Annotated in this window: 19 protein-coding genes; 13 read left to right on the forward strand and 6 right to left on the reverse strand. The window is 43.4% G+C overall.

The annotated features are described in order from the left end of the window. The first annotated feature begins 75 nt into the window (after positions 1-75). From porK to porN, 4 genes are all read left to right on the forward strand, one after another. Complete coding sequence (gene porK, locus G460_RS0109240; protein ID WP_026955088.1) at positions 76-1,170, forward strand: T9SS ring complex lipoprotein PorK/GldK; 1,095 nt, start codon at positions 76-78, stop codon at positions 1,168-1,170. A gap of 93 nt (positions 1,171-1,263) precedes the next feature. After that, entirely contained in the window at positions 1,264-2,022 is a 759-nt protein-coding gene (porL, locus tag G460_RS0109245) for a type IX secretion system motor protein PorL/GldL (RefSeq protein WP_245578719.1), read from the forward strand. 35 nt (positions 2,023-2,057) lie between these two features. Next, positions 2,058-3,671 (forward strand): type IX secretion system motor protein PorM/GldM, encoded by a 1,614-nt coding sequence (porM, locus tag G460_RS0109250; protein WP_026955090.1) that lies wholly within the window; start codon positions 2,058-2,060, stop codon positions 3,669-3,671. Between the two features lie 31 nt (positions 3,672-3,702). After that, a complete protein-coding gene (gene porN / locus G460_RS0109255; RefSeq protein ID WP_026955091.1) occupies positions 3,703-4,518 on the forward strand; it encodes a type IX secretion system ring subunit PorN/GldN in 816 nt (271 codons plus the stop codon). Positions 4,519-4,532: 14 nt separating this feature from the next. On the opposite strand, the gene uvrC is transcribed toward porN, so the two are convergent. The 3 genes from uvrC to porW all read right to left on the reverse strand — a co-directional run bounded on the left by uvrC (position 4,533) and on the right by porW (position 11,342). Continuing rightward, complete coding sequence (gene uvrC / locus G460_RS0109260; RefSeq protein ID WP_026955092.1) at positions 4,533-6,338, reverse strand: excinuclease ABC subunit UvrC; 1,806 nt, start codon at positions 6,336-6,338, stop codon at positions 4,533-4,535. 63 nt (positions 6,339-6,401) lie between these two features. Next, positions 6,402-8,705, reverse strand: coding sequence for a penicillin-binding protein 1A (locus G460_RS0109265; protein ID WP_026955093.1), 2,304 nt, complete (start codon positions 8,703-8,705; stop codon positions 6,402-6,404). A gap of 3 nt (positions 8,706-8,708) precedes the next feature. Next, on the reverse strand, positions 8,709-11,342 hold the full coding sequence (gene porW / locus G460_RS0109270) for a type IX secretion system periplasmic lipoprotein PorW/SprE (protein ID WP_026955094.1): 2,634 nt from the start codon (positions 11,340-11,342) through the stop codon (positions 8,709-8,711). A 144-nt stretch (positions 11,343-11,486) separates the two neighbouring features. Between porW and G460_RS0109275 the strand changes: the two genes are divergently transcribed. The 9 genes from G460_RS0109275 (at position 11,487) to G460_RS0109320 (ending at position 20,405) form a co-directional block, all read left to right on the forward strand. Further along, positions 11,487-12,890 (forward strand): arylsulfatase, encoded by a 1,404-nt coding sequence (locus G460_RS0109275; RefSeq protein WP_035464274.1) that lies wholly within the window; start codon positions 11,487-11,489, stop codon positions 12,888-12,890. 82 nt (positions 12,891-12,972) lie between these two features. Continuing rightward, positions 12,973-13,197: an AtpZ/AtpI family protein gene (locus tag G460_RS0109280; RefSeq protein ID WP_026955096.1), complete on the forward strand. Its 225-nt coding sequence runs from the start codon at positions 12,973-12,975 to the stop codon at positions 13,195-13,197. Between the two features lie 444 nt (positions 13,198-13,641). Beyond that, positions 13,642-14,685: a F0F1 ATP synthase subunit A gene (gene atpB, locus G460_RS0109290; RefSeq protein ID WP_026955098.1), complete on the forward strand. Its 1,044-nt coding sequence runs from the start codon at positions 13,642-13,644 to the stop codon at positions 14,683-14,685. Between the two features lie 36 nt (positions 14,686-14,721). Beyond that, positions 14,722-14,982, forward strand: coding sequence for an ATP synthase F0 subunit C (gene atpE, locus G460_RS0109295; RefSeq protein WP_026955099.1), 261 nt, complete (start codon positions 14,722-14,724; stop codon positions 14,980-14,982). 74 nt (positions 14,983-15,056) lie between these two features. Next, entirely contained in the window at positions 15,057-15,551 is a 495-nt protein-coding gene (locus tag G460_RS0109300) for a F0F1 ATP synthase subunit B (protein ID WP_026955100.1), read from the forward strand. A 9-nt stretch (positions 15,552-15,560) separates the two neighbouring features. Continuing rightward, positions 15,561-16,121 (forward strand): ATP synthase F1 subunit delta, encoded by a 561-nt coding sequence (gene atpH / locus G460_RS0109305; protein WP_026955101.1) that lies wholly within the window; start codon positions 15,561-15,563, stop codon positions 16,119-16,121. A gap of 27 nt (positions 16,122-16,148) precedes the next feature. Then, complete coding sequence (gene atpA, locus G460_RS0109310) at positions 16,149-17,726, forward strand: F0F1 ATP synthase subunit alpha (RefSeq protein ID WP_026955102.1); 1,578 nt, start codon at positions 16,149-16,151, stop codon at positions 17,724-17,726. A 61-nt stretch (positions 17,727-17,787) separates the two neighbouring features. Continuing rightward, positions 17,788-18,657 carry an ATP synthase F1 subunit gamma gene (gene atpG, locus G460_RS0109315; RefSeq protein WP_026955103.1) on the forward strand — a complete coding sequence of 290 codons (870 nt, stop codon included), beginning with the start codon at positions 17,788-17,790 and terminating at the stop codon, positions 18,655-18,657. A gap of 173 nt (positions 18,658-18,830) precedes the next feature. Continuing rightward, positions 18,831-20,405 (forward strand): sulfatase family protein, encoded by a 1,575-nt coding sequence (locus tag G460_RS0109320; RefSeq protein WP_026955104.1) that lies wholly within the window; start codon positions 18,831-18,833, stop codon positions 20,403-20,405. Positions 20,406-20,453: 48 nt separating this feature from the next. Here G460_RS0109320 and G460_RS0109325 read toward each other — a convergent pair whose 3' ends face one another. The 3 genes from G460_RS0109325 to G460_RS0109335 form a co-directional block, all read right to left on the reverse strand. Then, positions 20,454-20,855 carry a DoxX family protein gene (locus G460_RS0109325; RefSeq protein ID WP_026955105.1) on the reverse strand — a complete coding sequence of 134 codons (402 nt, stop codon included), beginning with the start codon at positions 20,853-20,855 and terminating at the stop codon, positions 20,454-20,456. Positions 20,856-20,933: 78 nt separating this feature from the next. Further along, complete coding sequence (locus G460_RS0109330) at positions 20,934-22,190, reverse strand: NAD(P)/FAD-dependent oxidoreductase (protein ID WP_026955106.1); 1,257 nt, start codon at positions 22,188-22,190, stop codon at positions 20,934-20,936. Between the two features lie 81 nt (positions 22,191-22,271). Next, complete coding sequence (locus G460_RS0109335; RefSeq protein ID WP_026955107.1) at positions 22,272-23,276, reverse strand: 4-hydroxyproline epimerase; 1,005 nt, start codon at positions 23,274-23,276, stop codon at positions 22,272-22,274. Positions 23,277-23,361: the final 85 nt, after the last annotated feature.

Below are 23,361 nucleotides of genomic sequence, written 5' to 3' on the forward strand. Positions count from 1 at the left end.
AAAATTCAGCTAAATTTCGCTTTCAGACCGTATTTTAGATTGGGCATTCATTTGATGATATAAAAAACGTCATTTATGTATAGTAAATTTAATATTCGCTTGACTACCATATTGATGGGTTTAGCCATTGCGACAATTTTACCTGGCTGTGGGCTTTTTAATAAAAAAGGGTCGGCTAGTGAAAAGCTAAATCGTAGAGGAGAGGTGACAGGGGTGCCCAAAAGGGATTCTTGGCAGCAAAATCTTCCATATGATATGGTACCCATCAAAGCAGGTACTTTTTGGATGGGACAGTCCGATGAAGATATTGCTTACACGCAATCTTCAATGAACAAGCAGATTACGATTTCAGAATTTTTTATGGACAAATATGAAGTGTCCAATAATAAATACAGACAGTTTTTGATGGCTGTCAAAGAAGGAACCCTTACTACAGGGACTCCTACTACACTGAAAGAAGAACCCCAATTTAATTACGACGAACTAGTGCCTGATACTACTGTATGGTCTACTAGTTTTTCTTATCATTATGGAGATCCATTGATGGAGTATTATTTTGAGCATCCTGCATTTGACAATTATCCTGTTGTAGGTGTGTCTTGGGAGCAAGCAAAAATGTACTGTGAATGGAGATCTTATCATCAGAATGCCAATGATGAGTATGACTTTGATGCTCCAAGCTTCCGCTTGCCATCTGAGGCTGAATGGGAATATGCTGCTAAAGGAGGTAAAGACGTGGCTAAATATCCTTGGGGTGGTCCTTATTTGAAGAACAAAAGAGGTTGTCTCATGGCAAACTTCAAGCCTGGAAGAGGTAACTATATCGACGATGGGTTTGCTTACACTGCTCCAGTAGATGTATTTGCACCGAATGGATTCGGTTTACATAACATGTCAGGAAACGTATCAGAGTGGGTTTTGGATGCCTATGATGCGACATCAAGTACTGCTACTTGGGACCTCAATCCAGTCTATGATGTAGAGACTGAGCCTAGAAAAGTAATTCGCGGAGGTAGCTGGAAAGACATTGCCCATTATTTGGAGACTTCTACAAGAACATACGAGTACCAAGATGTGGCACAAGCACACATAGGATTTAGAACTGTCATGACCTTTATCGGTAGATCGGGTTCTATGGATGTGAAATCCAGCAAAAGAAGAAGAAGATAACACTTATACTACACTTCACACTAAAAACCAGAAACCTTAATATTTCAATTACAAATGGCTAGCACAAGCAACAACTTCTTTTATTCCAACGTCATGCCTAAGATTTACGGTATTGGCGCTGCAGTCGTAATCCTAGGAGCGATGTTTAAAATCCTTGATTGGCAAGGAGCAAACTGGATGATCGGGATTGGACTTTCTACAGAGGCATTGATCTTCTTTCTTTCTGCTTTTGAGCCTCGTGCCGAAGAAGTCGATTGGAGTAAAGTGTACCCTGAATTGGCTGGTGACGCTCCAGCACCTAAAAAGGCGAGAGTTGCCGCTGTTGCAGGTGGAGATCAAGTTTCTCAAAAGCTTGATGAAATGCTAGCAAATGCCAAAGTCGGTCCTGAATTGATCGAGAGCTTAGGCAAAGGAATGCAAAACTTGGCTTCTTCAGCTGAAAAAATGGGCAATTTGTCTGATGCTGCTGTAGCTACAAATGAATATGCAACTAACGTAAAGACTGCTGCCAAAACATTGGTAGACATGAATGCATCTTATGGTAAAACTGCTGCAGCGTTGACAGAAATGTCTTCCGCTTCTCAGGATGCCAAAGAATATCACACGCAAGTAGTAACTGTAACCAAAAATCTTTCAGCATTGAACGCAGTGTATGAGATGGAGCTACAGGATGCCAATAGCCATGTGAAAACATTGAATAAATTCTATTCCAATATGACTGCTGCCATGGAAGGCCTGACAGAAGCTGGAAAAGAGACTGAAGCATTCAAAAACGAACTTTCGAAACTCAATCAAAACGTAAGTTCACTCAACAAAATCTATGGTGGAATGCTATCCGCTATGAAAGGTTAATTCTTTCCTAATCATCAAAACCATTACAAAAACAAATGGCAGGAGCTAAAGAGACACCTAGACAGCGGATGATCGGGATGATGTACCTCGTATTGACAGCATTGCTGGCACTGCAGGTAAGTAATCAGATCCTCCAAAAGTTCGTCTTGATTAATGACGGCTTGGAGCGAACTTCCCGAAATTTCATCCAGAAAAATGAAGCCACTGTGAGCTCAATCGCATACAATGTGGAGCAGCAAGGCAATAACGAAAAAGATATTCCGAAAGTAGCAGCATCTGAGCAAATCAGAACCGCTACCAGAGAAATATACGCCTACCTCGAAGATCTCAAACAACAACTGATCACTCAGTCCAATGCAAAAAATGACGAAGGAAACTTTGTGAATTCTGCATTGAAAAACACAGAAGTGGCAGGCAACATGTTTGTGAATAATGGGATGGGAGAAGAATTGAAGCAGACTTTGAATGCTTATCCAAGCAAAATCGAAGAAATCCTATCTAGTGTAGGGATCTCTGATCGAAAATTTGCGCCGATTGCACTAGATGCTTCCGAAATGGAAATCTTTGCAAACGACAGAGAAGCTAGAAACAAGAGCTTTGTAGCTCTGACCTTCGTCAAGTCTCCAGTGGGAGCCGTGATGACTCAGTTTTCTCAGTATCAAAATGAAGTTTTGAACATCGAAAGTGAAGCGCTAAACGCTGTAGCTGGTACGATCGGTTCATTCTATTTCAAAGCAGATATCACAGAAGCAAAAATCTCAGCAGTTTCCAATATCGTAGCTGCGGGTACCAAATTTGAAGGTACTATGTTTATTGCTTCTTCCTCTTCTTCTGCTGCTCCTACCATGACCTTGGATGGGAGATCAGTCACTGTGGATGAGAAAGGCTTTGGTCAGATCGAATTCACTGCAACTCCTGCTTCTGAATATGATGACAGAGGTTTGGCTAGAAGAGTACTTCAAGGCGAAATCGTAACCAATATCGGAGGTGAAGATCAGGTTCTTCCTGTCGAATATGAATACTTCGTAGCTCAGCCGGTAATTAAAGTATCTTCTGAAGTAGTTCAGCAGTTATATGCTGATTGTGCGAATGATCTATTGATTGAGGTTCCTGCTTTGGGAAATACTTATGCTCCTGAATTTGCAGTAAGCAACGGTAATGCGATCAAAGGAAATACTCCAGGTCAAGTGACTATTATTCCTGGCGCTTCTGGTCAAGTGACTATCGGAGTGAGCTCGGGAGGAAATAAAATCGGTGAGGAATCGTTTGATATTAAACCTGTTCCTGCTCCGACTATTGTGCCATCCATGTCCAATGGATCAGCGATTGATTTGAGTCAGTCTCATGCAATCGGCTCATTGACAGGATTGAAAGTAACCGCTGTTCCAGAGCCTACTTTTGGTAGAACAATGGCCAGAGATGCTAACTTCGAAGTTACCGGAGGCGAGGTCAGATTGTTGAGAAATGATGTGCCAAGACAGACTATCCAGATTTCAAATGGAAATAGTTTGGCGATGCGTCAATTGCTCGAGAGTGCCAGAGCTGGTGATGATATCGTGGTTGTAGTCAACCAAGTGACCAGAACGAACTTTAGAGGAAATAAAATTCCTTCTAATTTGAATCAAATCATCCGAATTGGAGTGAAGTAAAAACTCCTCACAGGACAAAGAAAATATGATTATGAAAAATCTTCTTCAAAAATTCATCCTTTCTCTACTGGTCATTGTGCTTGGAGCACCTATGATGGGTACTGCTCAGGTGGCCACTAGTGTGACCCCATCTGGCTTTGGAGACAGACAGTTTGATATGGATACAGTTTTCTCTGCTAAGCGAATCAGAGAAGATGATAAAATGTACCAGATCGGTGTTTGGAGAAGAATAGATCTGCGTGAAAAATACAACTTGGCTCTTTATGGACAAGGTGATGCCAAATCCAATGGGATTATCAACCAAATCTATAAAGCTGTTGTAGATGAAAATGCACTTGAGGTGTTCGGAGATGAAGAATTTACCCAACCTTTATCGATTGCTGAATTTCAGGAAAACTTCTGGTTGAATGCTACCGGTGATAGTATTTTCGTCAAGCAATTGTATTATTTGGATTTCAAAGAAGATTTTGTTTTTGACAAGCATCATTCGGATATGGTATTTGATATCAAGTACATTCATTTGGTGATGCCGTCCGCAACGAACTCTAATGCGGGTCAAAAGACAATTGGATATATCCGCTACAAGGATTTCTTCAATTACTTTAAAGATCATCCAGAGGCACGATGGATCAACTTCCAAAACTTGTCCAAAAGCCTGACTTACGATGAAGCTTTCGAAACACGACTATTTAGATCCGTGGTACAAAGGTTCACCAATTCTGAAGACGCTTTGATAGCAGATATGGTGGATTTTGATCATCCTAATCCAGAGCTTCAGGCATATATGGATGCTTTGGCCTTTGAGTACAAACTTCTAGAATTTGAAAATTCCCTTTGGGAATGGTAATAAAAAAGGGGCTTTTAAGCCCCTTTATTTTTTTCCTTCCATTCCATTAAGTTTTGAGCTCTACTAGCTCCTACAACGGCAGTCAATTCTTCTAATGAGGCTTCACTTATTTTTTTAACAGACTTGAAATGACTGAGCAATTTATTCGCTGTATTTTCTCCGATTCCTGGGATTGCAGTCAGCTGGGTGCCAAATGCATTTTTGCTTCGTACTTTCCGGTGAAAGGTGATCGCAAATCTATGAGCTTCATCTCGAACCCGTTGAAGGAGTCTTAGGCTTTCTGATTTCTTGTCAATGTGAATGGGATAGGAGTCCCCAGGAAAGTAAATTTCTTCCAGACGTTTTGCGATGCCGATGATCGGCATCGAACCATAGATCCCAAGCTCATGAAGTGCCTCTACGGCTGAGGATAGCTGGCCCTTACCTCCGTCGATTACGACCAGTTTAGGAAGGGGTTTGTTTTCTTCCATTAGTCTCTTGTATCTCCGTGAGACGATCTCTTTCATACTGGCGAAATCATTGGGGCCTTCTACGGTTTTGATGTGGTAGTGTCTATATTCTTTTACAGCAGGCTTTCCATTGAGAAAACAGACCATACTGGCTACAGGACTTGTCCCTTGGATATTTGAATTGTCAAAGCACTCGATGTGATCTGGAATCTCAGGAAGGCTTAGATCTTGCTGGAGCTGGCGAATGACACGGTCTTTTTTGTCTTGATTGAGACCTTTCAGTAATGCCTTCTCTTTCTTGTAGAATAGGGCATTTTTGGTCGACAATTCTACAAGCTTCTTTCGATCTCCGATTTTGGGCTGGGTTAAGTTGAGTCCTTCTATAGGGTTTTCAATAGCAATATTGACTAGAACTTCCTCTGCATCACTGTGGAATTGATCCTGTAATTGGATCAAAGCAGCAAGTAATAATTCCTCTTCGCTTTCATCCAATTTCTTTTTCAGCTCTACGTTTTTGGATACTATCAATGCTCCATTTTTCACGCGCATATAGTTGACATAGGCGTTTTTTTCATCCATCACGATACTGCAAACATCATGATTGGAGATAGTAGGATTGGCTACCAGAGATTTGGATTGATATTTTTCGAGCAGATCAAGTTTATCTTTTACTTTCTGGGCCTTTTCGAATTCCAGATTTTCTGCAGCTTCCTGCATTTTCTGTTTGAAATAGCTTTTGGCTATTCCCAGATTTCCTTTTAAGATATGTTTGGCTTGCTCTAGATCTTTGAGGTAGTCTGCTTCAGTCTGGTTGCCCACGCAGGGTCCTTGGCAGTTTCCAATATGATATTCTAAACAGACTTTGTATTGCCCTTCCTGGATTTTATAGGGGGAGAGGTCCAGTTTGCAAGTCCGGATGGTGAAGAGCTCCCGGATCAAGTCCAGAACGTTATTCATTGCCTTGACACTGGCAAAAGGCCCGAAATAGGTTCCTTTTTTGGGAATCATCTTTCGAGTCTGGAATATCCTTGGGAAATTCTCTTTGGTGACTAACAGATAAGGGTAAGTCTTATCATCCCGAAGCAAAATATTGTATTTGGGATGTGACTTTTTGATTAGATTGTTTTCGAGAAGCAAGGCATCAAACTCCGAATTGACCAGGACGATTTCGATTCGACGAATTTCCCTGACCATCCGTCTTGTTTTGAGGTTTACTCCGGTGTTTTTGTTGAAGTAGCTGCTGACCCGCTTTTTCAGGCTTTTGGCTTTGCCTACATAGATAAGTTCTTCAGCTTCATTGAAGTATTTGTATACGCCAGGGTGGTCTGGCAAATGACTATAATCGGTCGGAGCAAAAGATGATGCTTGCATAGCTCTAAATTAAAAAAACAGCTCCGGAATGAAGCTGTTTTTGTGAAATGGGTTTATCGTCAATTAGAAATCATTCTTTTTTGCATCATAGTCAAACTCGACAAACCGTTGACTTTCGCGTTCGTAGACATCGCAGTCTATCTCGATACTCAATGGTCTTTCCGGTCTTGGGAAAGGACCTTTGGTATAGCCTAGCTCTTTGTCTGCATATACTTTCTCCATGTATTTGACCCAGATAGGTCTTGCAGTACGTCCACCTTGACCGGAAATCCAACTACGGAAGTGAATTGCTCTATCATCGCCACCAGTCCAAGCACCTGATACTAGATCTTTGCTCATCCCGATATACCATCCATCGGATGCATTTTGCGTAGTCCCTGTTTTTCCTCCCAGTTCATTTCCTTCACGCAAGGACCAAGGAACGCCTTGGCTGGTGCCGGATTCTTCTTCAAACCCTCCTCTAAGCATATAGGTCATCAGATAAGCATGCTCTTCACTCATCGCGGGACGTTTTTTGGGGGTGAATTGCTGAATCACATTTCCATTTTTGTCTTCGATGCGATCGATATAAAATGGTGTGGTATGTTCTCCTTTGTTGACAAAAGTGCCAAAGGCGCCGATCATTTCATAAATAGATACATCATTCACTCCAAGTGCCAAAGCAGGGACTTCCTGCAGATCACTAGTTACGCCCAGTCTTCTGGCTGTTTCTACGACGATCTTGGGACTCAGTTTTTTCATCATATAGGCAGTGACTGAATTGATAGATTGAGCCATTGCTTTTCTAATTGTCATCTTCTGGTAGGTGAACTTCCCATCTGCATTGGAGGGAGACCAAGCTGGCTGACCAGGGATATAAACTTCCACAGGTTGATCTACGACGGAGTAGCAAGGGCTGTAGCCGTTTTCGATCGCTGCTGCATAGACGAATGGTTTGAAAGTGGAGCCCGGTTGTCTTTTGCCTTTCATCACATGGTCAAATTTGAAGTACTTGTGGTCTATACCTCCCACCCAAGCTTTGATATGGCCTGTATGTGGGTCCATACTCATAAAACCAGTCTGCAGAAATTTCTTGTAGTACTTCAGAGAGTCCATTGTGCTCATCAATGTGTCTATCTCACCGTCCCAAGAGAAAACTCTCATTTTCTTCTTTTCATGAAGCTTGATGTCGATAGAGTCCGTGTCATCACCATATCTGACCTTGAGTAGTCGATAGGCCTCTGTTCTTTTGACGGCATTTTCGATGAAGTTTGGAATCACTCTATGACTCTCGTCAATCCAAGGATCCCTAGAGCCCATGTCTTTGTAAAACAATGCCTGAAGAGCTTTCATATGCTCTTCTACAGCTTCCTCCGCATAGCGCTGCATGCGGCTGTCAATGGTTACGTAGATTTTCAGGCCATCGCCAAATAAGTCATAGGAGCTGCCATCTGACTTGATGTTTTCCTTGGTCCAGCGGAGCAAATCGGCTTTGACTACTTCCCTGAAGTAAGTGGCCAATCCGATATTTTGATTCTGAACCTTGTAATCCAGCTCGATAGGCATGGCGGAAATAGAATCATAGTCACTTTTACTCAGAAAATTGTTTTTGACCATTTGGTTCAATACAGTGTTTCTTCTTCGAAGCGAGTTGTCAGGGTTATAAACGGGGCTATAATAGGTGGGCGCTTTGAAAAGACCTACCAAAACCGCTGCCTCTTGAATATCTAGTTCGTCTGGAGTTTTATTGAAAAAAGTCTTGGATGCAGTTTTGATCCCGTAAGCATTGGATCCAAATTCAGATGTATTGAGGTACAAAGTCAATATTTCCTGTTTGGTATAGGCTTTTTCGAGCTGGGAGGCTACGATCCATTCTTTGGTCTTGATGATCAGCATTCTCAATCCCGGTATGGAGCTGAGAAATCCCTGATTATCGTCTGTCCGAGTTTTAAATAGGTTTTTGGCAGTCTGCTGTGATAGCGTCGACCCACCACCTGCATCTTGTCCCAAAAGAATGGACTTGACAAACACACGGGACATTGCTCTGATATCTATACCGGAATGCTCTTCAAATCGCTCGTCTTCGGTTGCGATTAAGGCATTGACCAAATTGGGAGAAAGTTCCTGGTAGGTGACAGGGCTTCGATTTTCTCTGGCATAAGTTCCTAGCAAAAACCCGTCAATGGAATAAAGCTCTGAGGCTACTTCACTGTCTGGATTCTCCAGAGCTTTGAAATCAGGAAGTGCCCCAAACAACCCTAGGAAATCGACACTGACCATCCATACAAACAGGATGAATCCGAAGAATCCCGCGGCAAAAGCAATCCAAAGAAATTTGACGGTTTTTTTTGCCCAATTGGAGCTCTCCGGTTTTGTATTCTTACTCATAGTTTATTGATAATTGGCTCTGAAAAAAGCCAGGTATTCCTCTATATTTTTGGACTTGTTGAGAATTTGGAAATTTTCGATAGAGATGAAGAATGATTTTTCTTTGATCTCCTGACTCAAGTGACTGGACTCAAAATCTTCTGAAAACTTCACAAAATACTCTTTTGCTTTTTCGACATTATTGAAAGGACTGATGATATAAATCGCATTTTCCTGATTCATATTCATGTTTCCGATTCTTAGTCTGGAGCCAGAGAAGTTTTTGGCATGGAATGTCTCCAAATCTCCCGTCAAACCCTCCGCTTGTGCTGCTTCTTCCAAACTCATAGACAAGACCATGATATGAGTCAGACTCTCATTGAGCTTAAATGGCGAGTCTGTCAGTTGATTGGCTGTTGAAAGTGAGTCGGTTAGGGTTTGGTTGACCTCGGCCGAATCCAGCGAACTGTTGTCTTCGGGATTAAGGGCAGCCAGCTCCTCAGCAGACAGCATAGGTTTTAGCATATTTCTTGCCAATTCTACCAGATTTGCATCTTTTGAGTTTTCTATGAAAGATTCAAGTCTAGATCGATACCGGTCACGGCTTTCCAATTTTCCTGTCACCATGATGTCCAAGATGAGTAGGCGCTCGGTATTGCGAGTGAGCGGGAAGTCTTCCAGCGTGCGTTGGATGAGTTGTCTGGCTTGGGCAAATTGGTCTTGATAATAGAGCTCGTAGGCTTTTTCGTAGTTTTTGGATGACTCGAGATAGGCTAGGTTTCCGGAAGCAGCTTCAGGGTTATTGACCGAATAGGTGTACTGGGATTCTGGGAATTCTCGATTGAGTCGAGTGACATATTGTTGTGAATTTCCTCCTAGGTCTTTTTGTCCCAGATATAAGAGATAGTAAGCTTCTGGTTTTCGGGCGCTTTCAGGATACTCTCTCACGAGTGTCTCGAGGTTATCGATACTTTGCTCCGTTTCATCCAAGTCAAAGTAGAGCAACTTTCCTAGTTCAAAATAGGACTCTTCAAGTTCGCTATTCAAGGTCAGTTTTTCCTCTGGGCTGCTCGGGATATTAGCCAAGAGGCTCTCTACGTCTGGGAGCTTATTGAGTGGGTTCTCTTCTTGTGCAGTGGAATCCTTGGGAGCAATCTCGGGCTGGGGAGAATTGCTTTGAAAATTGACAGCACTTCTTCTCCAATTGTCCTGAAGAGGACGGTTGCCCCATGTTCTGTAAAACTCTATAGATCCTTGCTGCATCGCCACAGCATTGTCAAAATAGAAGGAAGAGCCGGAGCCTCTATCTGCAAATGCGAGGAGATTGTCAAAAATCCCATTGCCTTTGGGCTGCTCTTGAGCACGTGCCTCAGCTAGCAGCCTTTCCTCTTCAGCCTTGATAAAGGCAGTAGCCTGCGCGACTTGCTCGTCCTTGGACAGTCCCGATAGGATCAACAAGCTGTCATTTTCCTGAATTCTCTCAACATGAAACACAAACTGGTCCAGTGTCTCTTTTTGTTGTGCTATCTGAATAGCTACGGGATCTCCCTCGCGAATGTGTGTCAGAGCGCTGTCTAAGTAATACTTGGTGGCACGGTAGTCATTGAATTCATTGTAACTTATATCTGCCAGCTTTTGGTAGATATAGCCTTTGATGCGTGGATTGCTTCCGGGCTCTTTGGCCGCTTGATGCAGTAGGTCTACGGTGAGATCGATGTCCCCCTGTTTTTCTTCAAATAGGGCACGCTCGTAGACAACTACGTCTTTGAGGTCTTTGTTTTTTGGGTCATCATACAGGGATTCGTAGTAGTTTCTGACCTTGCGGAGATCTTTAGAAGCGTTGAGCTCTGCCACTTGCTGCGCATAGAGCTGCGCAAAAAAGCTTCTTTCATAAGGAGGATTTCCTTCTTGGGCCTTTCTATAAAAGTCATATGCCAAGGCATCCAGCCCTTCTCTTTGATAGCGCTGTGCCAGAATGAAATTTATACGAGATTCCTCCTTCTTGTCTTTGGAATATTCTATAGCCTTGTCCAGCGCACCGATGACCCCATTGCGGTCATTCCTTTTTTCATAGTAATATGCCAAAGTCCTGTAAAGCTCGTAGCGATTGTCGTCATTGATCCCAGATTCTTTGGAAAGGTAGTCGATCGTGAAATTGGCATCTTCATAGTCCCCCAGATCTACATAGAGCCTGAGCAAGCTGATCAAAGTCTGATGTCTTAGGTCTTTGTCCTTTCCGCTGACATTGACGTATTTGAATGCATTCTGAGCATCGTCAAACTGAGCCTGGAGGTAGTCGATTTTGCCGATCAGGTAGTAGCTGTCATCTACCCATTTGGAGATACGATGCCATTCGATGGCCTTGGAAGAGAGCTCCCGTGCCGACTCTAATTTTTCTTGGTTGGATTGGATCGTAGCTGAGTCTATCGGTACAAAAACAGGTAAGACCTGCGTATAATCTTCCTTATAATTAGCCCGAACCTCATCTTCCACTTCCTTGATTTTGACATCTGCCAGATAAAATGCGTTGTAGTGGGCAGTCAAATTATGGAAGTTGCGATTGACAAAAGTATTGCGCTCCGAAGAGCAGGCTATCATAGCCAGACCAAAAGCCGTGATCCAGAAGAAGCGATGATTGAAAAATGAATGCTTTGCCATTAGGATTCTAAATTAGCCTTTTTGGTGGATTTAGAGAACGAAGAGTGTTTCGGATTCGATATTGTTTGCAAGGAAAAGGCGATCCATTGAAAAATAACTAATTTGCCTTTCCGTCTATTTCTGCAGAAACGATCTATTTAATTCATGAAAATTATCCTTAAACCCATTTTTGTCTTTTTACTTCAATTCATATCTCTTTCGATTTTTGGACAAACCCAATCTCCCAACATTGTTTTTGTCATGGCAGATGATCTAGGGATTGGGGATATTGGTGCTTATGGACAGACTTTGATCCAAACTCCCAATCTGGATCAATTGGCACAGGAAGGGATGAAATTTACCAATTTCTATGCCGGGAGTACCGTTTGTGCACCTTCTAGAGCAGCTCTGATGACTGGTCAACATACTGGACACGGGCATGTCAGAGGAAACGGTGAGTATCCCCTAGACCCAGGCCAAAAGATCATGCCCGAATACCTGAAGCAAGCTGGATACAACACGGCCATGTTTGGCAAGTGGGGGCTTGGGCAAAAAGAAACAGAAAGCAGTCCGGAAAAAAGAGGATGGGATGTGTTTGCTGGATTTCTCCATCATGTCGATGCGCACTATCAGCACCCAGACTCTATAGATATGATCGTGGATGGGAAAATCGAGAAACTTCCCGTGCCCGGTGGTATGTATGCCAATGATTACTTTGCGCAACGAGCCGGTGAATTTATTTCTGACCAGACAGCCGAAAAGCCTTTTTTCCTTTATCTATCATTCACAGTACCTCATGCAGAGTTGATTTTGAATCCAAAAGCATTGAGTTTGTATTTGGATAAGGAGGGGAATAGCGTATTCGCGGACGAGGTGGCTTGGCCAGATGGTCGACATTATGGACCTCAGGAATATCCAAAGGCCGCCTACGCCGCCATGGTCAGTCACATGGATCAGCAAGTAGGGGATTTGATGAAACTGCTGAAAGAAAAAGGGTTGGATGAAAACACGATTTTCATCTTCACTTCTGATAATGGTACCCACACAGAAGGTGGGCGTACGGACAAAGATGTTGAGTTTTTTAGCAGTAGCTCTTTCTACAGAGGCAAGAAACGTGACTTATACGAAGGAGGAGTACATGTGCCTTTTATCCTAAAATGGCCTGCACAGGTCAAAGCAGGTTCGCTTTCTGATCACCGAGCCTCTTTTTATGATTTGCCCCAGACTTTCGCAGAACTGGCGCGAGTCAGCACTCAAGACAATCTGGATGGCCTATCTCTAGCTCCGCTCTTGACAGGACAAGGTGAGCAGCCAAGCCATGACTATCTCTATTGGGAGTTTCACGAGCAGGGAGGAAAACAGGCGATCTTAAAAGACCAATGGAAAGCCATCAGACTCGAAGTGGGTAAAAATCCATCTGGGGCAATTGAGCTATATGATTTGGAAAAAGATCCATCAGAGACTGAAAATGTGGCGGACCAATATCCAGAAAAAGCAGCTGAACTAACTGAGATATTGGATGGGGTCCGAACCTCAAATCCGATATTCAATTTCGGGATCAAAAAATGAAATGATTTTGCCGGAAATTCATAGTTGAGTTTTCGGCATTTTTTTAGCTACTAGTTTGCTAAGCAAAGTAAACTTGATTTCTATGGCAAAAAGCGAAAATCAACCTAAAAGACAAATTCCCACTTGGGCCAAATACATGGGCCTATCCTTTCAGTTGTTTGGTGTGATCGGGCTTGGGACATGGCTGGGATGGTGGATTCAGCAGCAAAGTGAGATGAAATTTCCGGTGTGGATCTTAGTGTTTTCTTTCCTTTCGGTGGTTTTGGCCTTTTACCAATTGTGGGTATCGATGAAGCAGGATAGGTGAAAATGACATAAAAGCCTACCTTTGCAAAAAAAAAAATCAACATGGCTTCTAGCAAAGGCACCCATTTGAAATTCACAATTTTGTCAGCTTTTCTGGCGGGATTGATCCTCTTATTTCAGCAAGTTTTGCCTCAAGTGATCCATTCTCAGATTTGGGAGATTTATATTTTTCTAGTGATTTTATTCTTTTTGATCAATTTGATGACAAGTTTTCTGCTGAAGAAAAGCGCTGAAAATTTCTTTCAAATATCTCTTTTGGCAATGATTCTCAGAATAATAGGCTCTTTTGTATTTATTGGCATACAGGTTTGGGGCGGAATGGAGAATATTATTCTGTTTATCTCAGATTTCTTTGTGCTTTTTTTGTTATATCTGGTTTTTGATATCTACACCTTTATAGCTAACTTGCGCCCGATTTCGAAGTAGCCCTCAAAAAAACGACTTGATGACGCGTAAAATTCTGGCCCTAAGTCTTTTACTTTCAGCATTTTTGCTGAATTTCTCCAATGCGGCATTTGCAGCAGGAGCAGAGACTGAAGAAGGTGGGGAAGACCCTACGGGATTTATCATGCACCACGTAAAGGATTCGCATGAATGGCATTTTTTCAACATTGGACATACTCATGTCACTTTGCCTTTGCCGGTGATTACCTACGCATCGGATAGAGGATTGGAGTTTTACATGTCTTCTGATTTCCAAAACCATGAGACCCATCTTTTCGGTGAGGAGAATGCTCACAATGGTATCTACATCGACTCCCATGAGCATTTGGGAAGAGTAGATGGGGGTTCTATTACAGACTTCTCTATTACCAAAAACGTGGCCATGATGTTCATTGTGATTGCGTTGGTGCTTTATCTGGCGCTTTCTGCAGCTGGACATTACAAAAAGCACGGGGCTGTGGCGCCTAAAGGAGCTGCTGCTTTGGTAGAGCCGATTGTGATTTTTATTCGTGATGAGATTGCCAAAACAGCGATCGGGCCGAAATACAAAAAATTCGTTCCTTATCTGATCACTTTGTTTTTGTTTATCTGGGTAGGAAACCTGCTAGGCTTGATGCCTGGTGCGGCTAACCTGACCGGGAACATTGCAGTGACATTTACCTTGGCGATGTTGACATTTGTTTTGGTCAATGTCAATGGGAATAAGGATTATTGGAAGCACGTATTTGCGACTCCGGGTGTGCCGGCTCCATTGCTTCCTATTATTGTAGTGGTTGAGTTTATAGGTCTTTTCACTAAGCCTTTTGCCTTGATGGTTCGTCTTTTTGTAGCGATCACGGCTGGGCACATCGTGATACTTGCCTTTATTGCATTGGTGTTCATCTTTGAGTCCTATGCCATCGGGGTAGTGAGTACCATCATGGTGACCTTTATCAATATGATCGAATTGCTCGTAGCGACTATTCAGGCTTATGTCTTCACACTATTTACAGCGATGTATATCGGTGGGGCTGTGGCTGAGCATGCGCATGACGATCATCATTAATTTAAATTTCTTTGTTCAATTTATAAATCTAACGTTATGTTAACTTCTATCTTGTTGTCTGCTGGATTGGCTCTAATGGGTGCTGGTATCGGTGCAGGTATTGTTGCGATTGGCGCAGGACTTGGAATCGGTCGTATCGGTGGCCAGGCAATGGAATCTATTGCCCGTCAGCCAGAGGCTGCTGGTAAGGTACAAACCGCTATGTTGATCATCGCTGCGTTGATCGAGGTGGTTTCCCTGTTTGCAGTAGTAGTTTGTCTACTTATTGCATTGAATGCAGGTGGTCTTACCTTCTAAGAACAAAAGAATAGGGATTGGCGCTAGGCCAATCCCTTCTTATTGAACAAAATCGAAATTATACACACTACATCATGGATCTGATATTACCTAGTTCTGGCCTGATTTTCTGGCAATTGTTTGGCTTCTTGGCCTTGTTGTTTATCTTGATCAAGTTCGCTTGGAAGCCTATGTTGGGCGCATTAGAAGAGCGTGAAGCAAGTATTGACAATGCATTGAAATCTGCCGAGCAAGCTCGCAGTGAAATGGCAAACTTGAAAGCTGAGAACGAGAAGTTGTTGGCTGAGGCAAGACTAGAAAGAGACAATATCCTGAAGAAAGCTCAGGAAGCTTCTGCTAAAATGATCGAAGAAGCGAAGGATGAAGCTGGAAAGCAAGGTGCTCAAATGATCGCCAATGCCAAAGCTGTGATCGAAACAGAGAAAAAAGCTGCGCTTGCTGAAGTGAAAACTCAAGTGGCTACTTTGACTTTGGAAGTAACAGAGAAATTGTTGAAAAAGAACCTGTCAGACGACAAAGCCCAGAAGGAATTGGTAGACGGGTTTGTAAACGACTTGAAGCTTAATTAATCCCAGCACATGTCAAACTACAGAGTAGCATCCAGATATGCGAAGGCCATTTTGGAACTAGCCATAGAAAATGGCAAGCTGGAGGAAGTACATGCGGATTTTCAGAAACTCACCGCTATGGCCAAAGGGCATCGTGAGCTGAACTTGCTTCTGAACAACCCGGTGGTCAATTCTGAAAAGAAATTGAGCATTCTGAAAGCATTGTATGGGGAAAAAGCAGAAGAGTTGACCATCAAGTTTTTTGAAATCATCTCCCGCAAAAACAGAGAAGATGTCCTATTGGATGTCGCGAAGCAATTCGAAAGTCTGTACAATGAGCATAAGTCTATCCAGGTAGCAGAAGTGACAACGACATTCCCGATTGACGAAAAGCTGAAAGCTGAATTTGTCAAAATCGTGAAGGAAATCTCCGGAAAAGAGTCTGTACAATTGGTAGAAAAAATCAATCCGGCTTTGATCGGTGGATTTGTTCTGAAAGTAAATGACCGTCAGTTGGATGAGTCATTGAGTAGCAAACTGAGAGAATTGAAGAATCAGTTTAGCCAAAACCATTACGAAAGTAAAATCTAATCTTAAAAGCATTAATCAACATATATCATGGCAGAAGTAAGACCAGATGAAGTTTCGGCGATTTTGAGAGAGCAACTCTCAGGTGCCAGAACAGAGGCCGAACTCGAAGAAGTGGGTACAGTCCTCCAAGTAGGGGACGGTGTAGCTCGTATCTATGGACTTTCTAAGGCTCAGTCAGGTGAATTGCTGGAATTTGACAATGGTCTGAAAGCAATGGTACTGAACTTGGAAGAAGACAACGTAGGTGCTGTATTGTTCGGTGACTCCAAAGAGATCAAAGAAGGTGATACTGTAAAACGTACCAAAAGAATTGCTTCCATCCAAGTAGGTGAGGGCATGTTGGGTCGTGTAGTGGATACCTTGGGTAACCCGATCGACGGTAAAGGCCCTATCGCTGGTGATTTGTACGAAATGCCTTTGGAGCGTAAAGCACCAGGTGTAATCTACAGACAACCTGTAACCGAGCCTCTTCAAACGGGTATCAAGTCTATCGATGCCATGATTCCAATCGGTAGAGGACAAAGAGAATTGGTCATCGGTGACCGTCAGACTGGAAAGACTGCGGTAGTGATCGATACCATCTTGAACCAAAAAGAATTCTATGACAAAGGTGAGCCTGTATTCTGTATCTACGTTGCTGTAGGCCAGAAAGCTTCCACTGTTGCCGGTGTGGTAGCAGCTTTGGAAAAAGGCGGTGCCCTTCCATATACAGTAGTTGTTTCTGCAGCTGCTTCTGAACCTGCTCCTATGCAGTTCTTTGCTCCATTTACTGGTGCAGCTATCGGTGAGTTCTTCCGTGATACCGGACGTCCTGCTTTGGTAGTTTATGATGATCTTTCCAAGCAAGCTGTTGCTTACCGTGAAGTTTCTCTTCTATTGAAAAGACCTCCGGGACGTGAAGCATATCCAGGTGACGTATTCTACCTTCACTCCAGATTGCTAGAAAGAGCTGCGAAAATCAACAAGTCTGATGAGATCGCTCAGCAGATGAATGACCTTCCAGAGTCTCTAAAACCATTGGTGAAAGGTGGAGGTTCTTTGACCGCTCTTCCTATCATTGAAACTCAAGCTGGTGACGTTTCTGCTTATATCCCGACTAACGTAATCTCCATTACTGATGGTCAGATCTTCTTGGAAACAAACTTGTTTAACTCAGGTATCCGTCCAGCGATCAACGTAGGTATCTCCGTATCTCGTGTAGGTGGTAACGCGCAGATCAAATCTATGAAGAAAGTAGCTGGTACTTTGAAGTTGGATCAGGCTCAGTTCCGTGAATTGGAAGCATTTGCCAAGTTCGGTTCTGACCTAGATGCTACTACCAAGCGTACCATCGAAAGAGGTAGAAGAAACCAAGAGATCTTGAAGCAGCCTCAGTACTCTCCAGTATCTGTAGCGCATCAGGTAGCAATCATCTACGCTTCTACTAGAGGCTTGATGGATACTGTACCTGTAGAAAAGGCAAGAGCATTTGAGAAGGAATTCTACACCTTGTTGGATACTTCTTATCCAGATGCATTGGAGTTGATCCTGAAAGGAAATATCGACGGAGCAGGTGAAGTTTTGAAAAAAGCTGCCGCTGAACTAGCTCCTAAATACGCAAACTAAATCAAACCCTCCGGAGGTGAAAGCCTCCGGATTTTAGATATCTGATTACAATCAAGCACGAATGGCTAACCTCAAGGAAGTAAAGGAACGGATCAATTCGGTAGTCTCTACACAGCAGATTACCAAAGCAATGAAAATGGTATCCGCTGCGAAACTCAGAAGAGCTCAGGACAAAATCGTTCAGATGCGTCCTTACTCTCAGAAGTTGACCAATATCCTGAACAATGTATCCGCTGCATCTGAAGGCGCTGCTGACATTGTTTTTGCTGAAAAGCGTGATGTGAAGAAGGTATTGATCGTACCTGTTACTTCTGACAAAGGCCTTTGTGGTGCTTTCAATACCAATGTAATCAAGGCTACCAACGCCGCGATCACCAAGCAGTTTGCAGGTAAAGAAATTACCATTTTGCCTCTTGGTAGAAAAGCTTACGAAACCTTCAAAAAGCGTGAGTTTGCAGTGATCAATGATTTCTACCAGGTATTCTCTGACGTCTCTTTTGACAATGTGAAGGCCGCATCCGAATTTGCGATGAAAGGCTTCCTTGCAGGAGATTTTGATCAGGTAGTTTTGGTATTCAATGAATTCAAAAACGTAGCGACTCAGATCATCCGTACCGAGCAGTTTTTGCCTATGGCAAAAGATGAAGCCGCTGAGGTGGAGAAAACAGCAGAGACTGACTATATCATGGAGCCTTCCAGAACCTATATCATCGAGGAGCTGGTTCCTACTTCTTTGAAAATCCAGTTTTACAAGGCCGTTTTGGAAAGCAATGCTTCCGAACATGGTGCTCGTATGACAGCGATGGATAAGGCGACTGAAAACGCCGGAGAATTGTTGAAAGAATTGAGATTGATGTACAATAGAACTCGTCAAGCGGCGATTACCAATGAGATTTTGGAAATCGTGGCAGGTGCTAATGCGCTTGGCTGATACTAATTACAATAGACCTATCTTCGAAACCACAGCTCGCAAGGGTTGTGGTTTTTTGTTTTTTTCAATCCAACTCAGTCAAAACTCGGAGATTGGCTTGCGTAATGGATTATTCATTTTCGTTTGATTAACTAGGGCGAAAGGACTAGATTAGCTTCCTGAATTGTTGACTTATGAATCAAACCCTATCCAAATTTATTTTTGCTCTTTTAGCTTTTGGCTTCTTGGCATCTTGCCAACCGGAACAAAACACAAACAAGAGTGAGAAAACCAATGTGATTATTGTTTTGGCTGATGATCTCGGATATGGAGATATTGGAGCCTTTAATCCCGATAGCAAAATCCCAACACCGCATATCGATCAGTTAGCCTCGGAAGGCATGCGTTTCACAGATGCTCATACTCCATCGGCGGTCTGTACTCCCACGAGATATGGACTACTCACCGGCCGGTACAACTGGCGTAGCAGACTGAAGTCAGGAGTGCTTACTGGGAAATCTGAAGCCTTGATAGAAGATGAGCGAACTACCATTGCTGATGTGATGAAAAGTGCAGGATACCAGACTGCTTTTATCGGAAAGTGGCATTTGGGCTGGAATTGGGGCCTTGTAGATGGTGATTCCCTGCGAGGTGAAGGTTGGGATGCTAGGGATTTCGACCAGTTGGATTTCGGCAAACCAGTCACGCATACTCCCAATGATCTGGGCTTTGACTATGCTTATGGCCATTCGGGATCTCTGGATATGGCACCATATGTCTATGTAGAGAATGGAAAGGCGACAGCTATTCCAGATACTGTCACTGTGAACAAAGGTAAATATTCTTGGTGGAGAGAAGGCCCGACTGCTCCTGATTTTGATCATGAAGAAGTGACTCCCCATTTTTTTAAAAAATCTATTTCTTTCATTCATGAAAAAGCTGCTACTGATCAGCCCTTCTTTTTGTATTTGGCTTTGCCGTCTCCTCATACGCCAATTCTCCCTCCAGCTGAGTGGCAGGGCAAAAGTGGAGTAGCTCCATTTGCTGACTTTATGATGATGATAGATGATTACATGGGGCAATTGTCCGCAGCTGTAAAAGAAGCCGGGATCGAAGAAAATACACTGATCATCTTCACCAGTGACAATGGTGGATCTCCGGCAGCAGGGCTGGATGTAATGCAGGCAGCAGGACACTTTTCCAGCTATATCTACAGAGGACACAAGGCTGATATCTACGAAGGAGGGCATAGAGTTCCATTTATAGCCAAGTGGCCAGCTCAAATCCAAGCGGGTACTGAGAGAGAGCACACCATTAGTTTGACGGATGTGATGGCTACGGTTGCGGATTTTGTCGGGTATTCACTAAAGGATAACGAAGCAGAAGATAGCTATAGCCTAATGAGTTTATTTGACTCAGCTGAGCCAGTTGAGACTTTTCGGGAGGCGACCGTCTTTCATTCGATCAATGGAAGCTTTGCTATCCGTCAAGGAGATTGGAAGTTGATCATGGCCAAGGGGTCTGGTGGCTGGAGCTCACCCAAACCAAATACTTCAGATGAGGAAGGTCTTCCAGATGTGCAACTGTATAATTTAGCCTCCGATCCTGGCGAAACCAAGAACCTACAAGCTGAGAATCCGGAGAAGGTAGCTTCGCTAAAAGAATTGCTGAGCAAGTACATCCAGGAGGGAAGAAGCACACCTGGTGCTCCTCAACCAAACGATCCGATCGACGGAGAATGGAAGCAGATTGGTTTCATAAACGACTAAGACTAAAAACAGCCCTAGCATACACTAGGGCTGTTCTTTTATCTAATCTTAGAGTAGACTCGTTTTTTTCTTCCAAAAAGCGTCTAGTGAATATTTCCCTCCACCTACTATCAGGAGAACCAAAAAGACTGTGAAATAGAGTAGAGGAAGCTCCTTCCTTCCAAAAGGATCTGCTGCATGTGCTACAAATGCCGCTGTCAGCATGGTGATCATGAGTGGAATTGTGGCTAGTCTGGTTTTGAGGCCCAAAATGAGTAAGGCCGAGCAGACAACTTCAGCAAACACAGCCAATGCTAAGGAAATAGTGGGGCCCAAGCCAAAAGGGTCTGCAAACTTTACTTCATCTGCAAAGAGTCGATTTATTTTAGGGATGCCGTGTGTCAGCATCATTCCGGCTGATCCTAAGCGTAAGATCAACATGCCGAGATGCTTATTCATTGAATCTTTCATGGTGTCAAGAATTAGGGTGTCTTTTAAAGGTAGAAGCTTTCCTTTTTCTTTTGAAATAAAAATTCAATAAAGCGCCTTTTACTTATATGAATGATATCTGCCTGGTTCGAATCCTGCTATTTCCAAACTGGAGTCTTTTTGTTGGTGTAGCTCGGCGATGAGTTTGCCGGAAGCCGGTGCCAGACTTACTCCCATCATAGAATGCCCTGTATTTACCAGTACATTAGAGTAGGTAGGTGCGAAACCCAGGTAAGGTAGTCCATCTGGTGAACAGGGACGGAGACCCTTCCAGATTTTGTTTTCCTCCGGAAATTTAGACTCAAATGAAGGGTAGTAGCGATTGATTGATTCAAAAATACCCTTGACCCGATTGAGGTTGATTTTTTCGTTGGTTCCGGCTATTTCCATCGTTCCGCCAAATCGAATCTGGGATCCGTAAGGGCTTACAGCTACTTTCTGCTCTGTGAGTATCGCTGCTTGCTGGATTTCTGGTTTGTTTTCCTGAAGAAATGAATAGCCTTTTCCTCCCATCATAGGTAGGTTGAACTGGAGCATTTTTGCCAATTCACCAGACCAAGATCCGCCGCACAATATGATTTTCTCGGCAGGAATCTTCCCTTGATCGGTGAGTACCGCGCTGATATGATTTCCGTTTTTTTCAAAACCAGTTACAGCTGTTTGTGGTAGGAATTTGACTCCTTTTTCGAGTAAGTATGTTTTAAGAAACGAGTACAGCTTTCCCGGATCCAAATGAGCATCTCCCGGAAATCGTACGGCACCTCTTGCTCGTACTTCCAAATTTGGCTCTATTGCTCGAATATCTTCAGGAGAAAGAATGTCAGCTTCTAAGCCATGTTTCCGTGCAATGTGCGCAAACTCCGTCTCTTCTTTTTCTATCGATTCTGTCTGATAGATCATCATCAAGCCTTTTTCGGCTAGGGCAAGTTGGGACTCAGGGTGCTCATCTCTTAGTTCCTGATAAAGCGACTTACTGAGTAAGCTTAGGTTTTTTAGGAAAGGAATACTTCGCTCCACATGAGCCGGAGTTGCTGCTCGATAAAATTGCAGGCACCAGCTGAGCAGCTTGGCGTCCAGTCTGGGCTGAATATAAAAGGGGCTTTTGGAAGAAAACATCCAGGAAATTCCCTTGCTGATCATCCCTGGAGCGGCCAGCGGTATGATATGGCTCGGCACGATCATGCCCGCATTGCCTGTAGAACAATTTTGCTGCATGTCTCCTTTGTCGATGACCTGCACTTCTATTCCTTCTTTTTGAAGAAAATAAGCAGAGAAAAGTCCCACTATTCCGCCGCCGATGATGAGGGTTGGTTTCATATTTTTGTACCAAGTACAATGTACAACGTACCAAGGTGTGTCAAAATGACTTTGTACTTGGTACATCGTACTTTGTACAATTTAGATGACTTGGAATCCATGGACATAGGGATCGTCATCGTCCAGGATGATGGTGTTATATCCGTAAACTTTGGCCCAGCCTTCTATGCTGGGAATGATGGCTGGCTGGCCGTTTATTTCAGTTTCTTCTTCGATTCGTCCGATGAATTTGGAGCCGATGAAGCTTTCATGCACAAAGTCCTCACCGGGTTTTAGAAGTCCCTTGGCATACCACTGTGCAAGTCGCGCCGAAGTACCAGTGCCACATGGAGATCGATCGATCGCTTTGTCTCCGTAGAAGACAGCATTTCTGGCTGTACTTGTGGGGTTTAATGTCTTGCCTGTCCATAGGATATGGGAAAGCCCCCGAATCTGGGTATGCTCAGGATGGACAAAGTCATAGCGCTCATTCATCTTTTTACGCAGAGAGCGGGCCATGGAGATCAATTGCTCCGCTTTGAAATGCTCCAAGCCAGGGAAATTTTGCTGAGGATCCACAATGCAGTAGAAGTTGCCCCCATAGGCCACATCGACCGTAAGTTTTCCGAGTTCTTCGGATTCAATTTCCAGAGCTTCCGCTGCCAAAAAGCTTTTGACATTGGTGAGCTTTACGGATTTCACTTTTTTACCTTCTTGCTTGTACTCGACCAACACCAATCCTGCAGGGGTCTCTAGCCGAAGATGTCCGGGAGTTTTGGGAAAAATCAAACCTTCCTCGATCGCGATCGTCACCGTACCGATAGTCCCATGACCACACATCGCCAGACATCCGCTGGTTTCGATGAAGAGCACTGCTACATCATTTTCAGAATTGTGGGGAGGGAAAAGCATGGAGCCGGACATCATATCGTGACCTCTTGGCTCGAACATTAATCCCGTCCGGATCCAGTCCAGATTTTCCTGAAAATACTGCCGTTTTTCCAGCATGTTGGAGCCTTTGAGAAATGGAACTCCGCCAGAAACCACCCGCACGGGATTGCCACAGGTATGGGCATCGATGCAGGAGAAAGTGTGCCTTGTTGACATGAATTAATTCAAAATTGAAATAAGGGGAACGTGGACTTGATGATGGATAGGATATAAAAGTGAGAAACCGGAATCGACTATCGAT

The sequence above is a fragment of the Algoriphagus vanfongensis DSM 17529 genome (assembly GCF_000429465.1).
In the GTDB taxonomy this organism is placed as follows: Bacteria; Bacteroidota; Bacteroidia; order Cytophagales; family Cyclobacteriaceae; genus Algoriphagus; species Algoriphagus vanfongensis.

Coding starts and splice junctions, on each gene's coding strand:
- porK (WP_026955088.1), top strand. CDS start 76: ATGTATAGTAAATTTAATATTCGCTTGACTACCATATTGATGGGTTTA.
- porL (WP_245578719.1), top strand. CDS start 1,264: ATGCCTAAGATTTACGGTATTGGCGCTGCAGTCGTAATCCTAGGAGCG.
- porM (WP_026955090.1), top strand. CDS start 2,058: ATGGCAGGAGCTAAAGAGACACCTAGACAGCGGATGATCGGGATGATG.
- porN (WP_026955091.1), top strand. CDS start 3,703: ATGAAAAATCTTCTTCAAAAATTCATCCTTTCTCTACTGGTCATTGTG.
- uvrC (WP_026955092.1), bottom strand. CDS start 6,338: ATGCAAGCATCATCTTTTGCTCCGACCGATTATAGTCATTTGCCAGAC.
- G460_RS0109265 (WP_026955093.1), bottom strand. CDS start 8,705: ATGAGTAAGAATACAAAACCGGAGAGCTCCAATTGGGCAAAAAAAACC.
- porW (WP_026955094.1), bottom strand. CDS start 11,342: ATGGCAAAGCATTCATTTTTCAATCATCGCTTCTTCTGGATCACGGCT.
- G460_RS0109275 (WP_035464274.1), top strand. CDS start 11,487: ATGAAAATTATCCTTAAACCCATTTTTGTCTTTTTACTTCAATTCATA.
- G460_RS0109280 (WP_026955096.1), top strand. CDS start 12,973: ATGGCAAAAAGCGAAAATCAACCTAAAAGACAAATTCCCACTTGGGCC.
- atpB (WP_026955098.1), top strand. CDS start 13,642: ATGACGCGTAAAATTCTGGCCCTAAGTCTTTTACTTTCAGCATTTTTG.
- atpE (WP_026955099.1), top strand. CDS start 14,722: ATGTTAACTTCTATCTTGTTGTCTGCTGGATTGGCTCTAATGGGTGCT.
- G460_RS0109300 (WP_026955100.1), top strand. CDS start 15,057: ATGGATCTGATATTACCTAGTTCTGGCCTGATTTTCTGGCAATTGTTT.
- atpH (WP_026955101.1), top strand. CDS start 15,561: ATGTCAAACTACAGAGTAGCATCCAGATATGCGAAGGCCATTTTGGAA.
- atpA (WP_026955102.1), top strand. CDS start 16,149: ATGGCAGAAGTAAGACCAGATGAAGTTTCGGCGATTTTGAGAGAGCAA.
- atpG (WP_026955103.1), top strand. CDS start 17,788: ATGGCTAACCTCAAGGAAGTAAAGGAACGGATCAATTCGGTAGTCTCT.
- G460_RS0109320 (WP_026955104.1), top strand. CDS start 18,831: ATGAATCAAACCCTATCCAAATTTATTTTTGCTCTTTTAGCTTTTGGC.
- G460_RS0109325 (WP_026955105.1), bottom strand. CDS start 20,855: ATGAAAGATTCAATGAATAAGCATCTCGGCATGTTGATCTTACGCTTA.
- G460_RS0109330 (WP_026955106.1), bottom strand. CDS start 22,190: ATGAAACCAACCCTCATCATCGGCGGCGGAATAGTGGGACTTTTCTCT.
- G460_RS0109335 (WP_026955107.1), bottom strand. CDS start 23,276: ATGTCAACAAGGCACACTTTCTCCTGCATCGATGCCCATACCTGTGGC.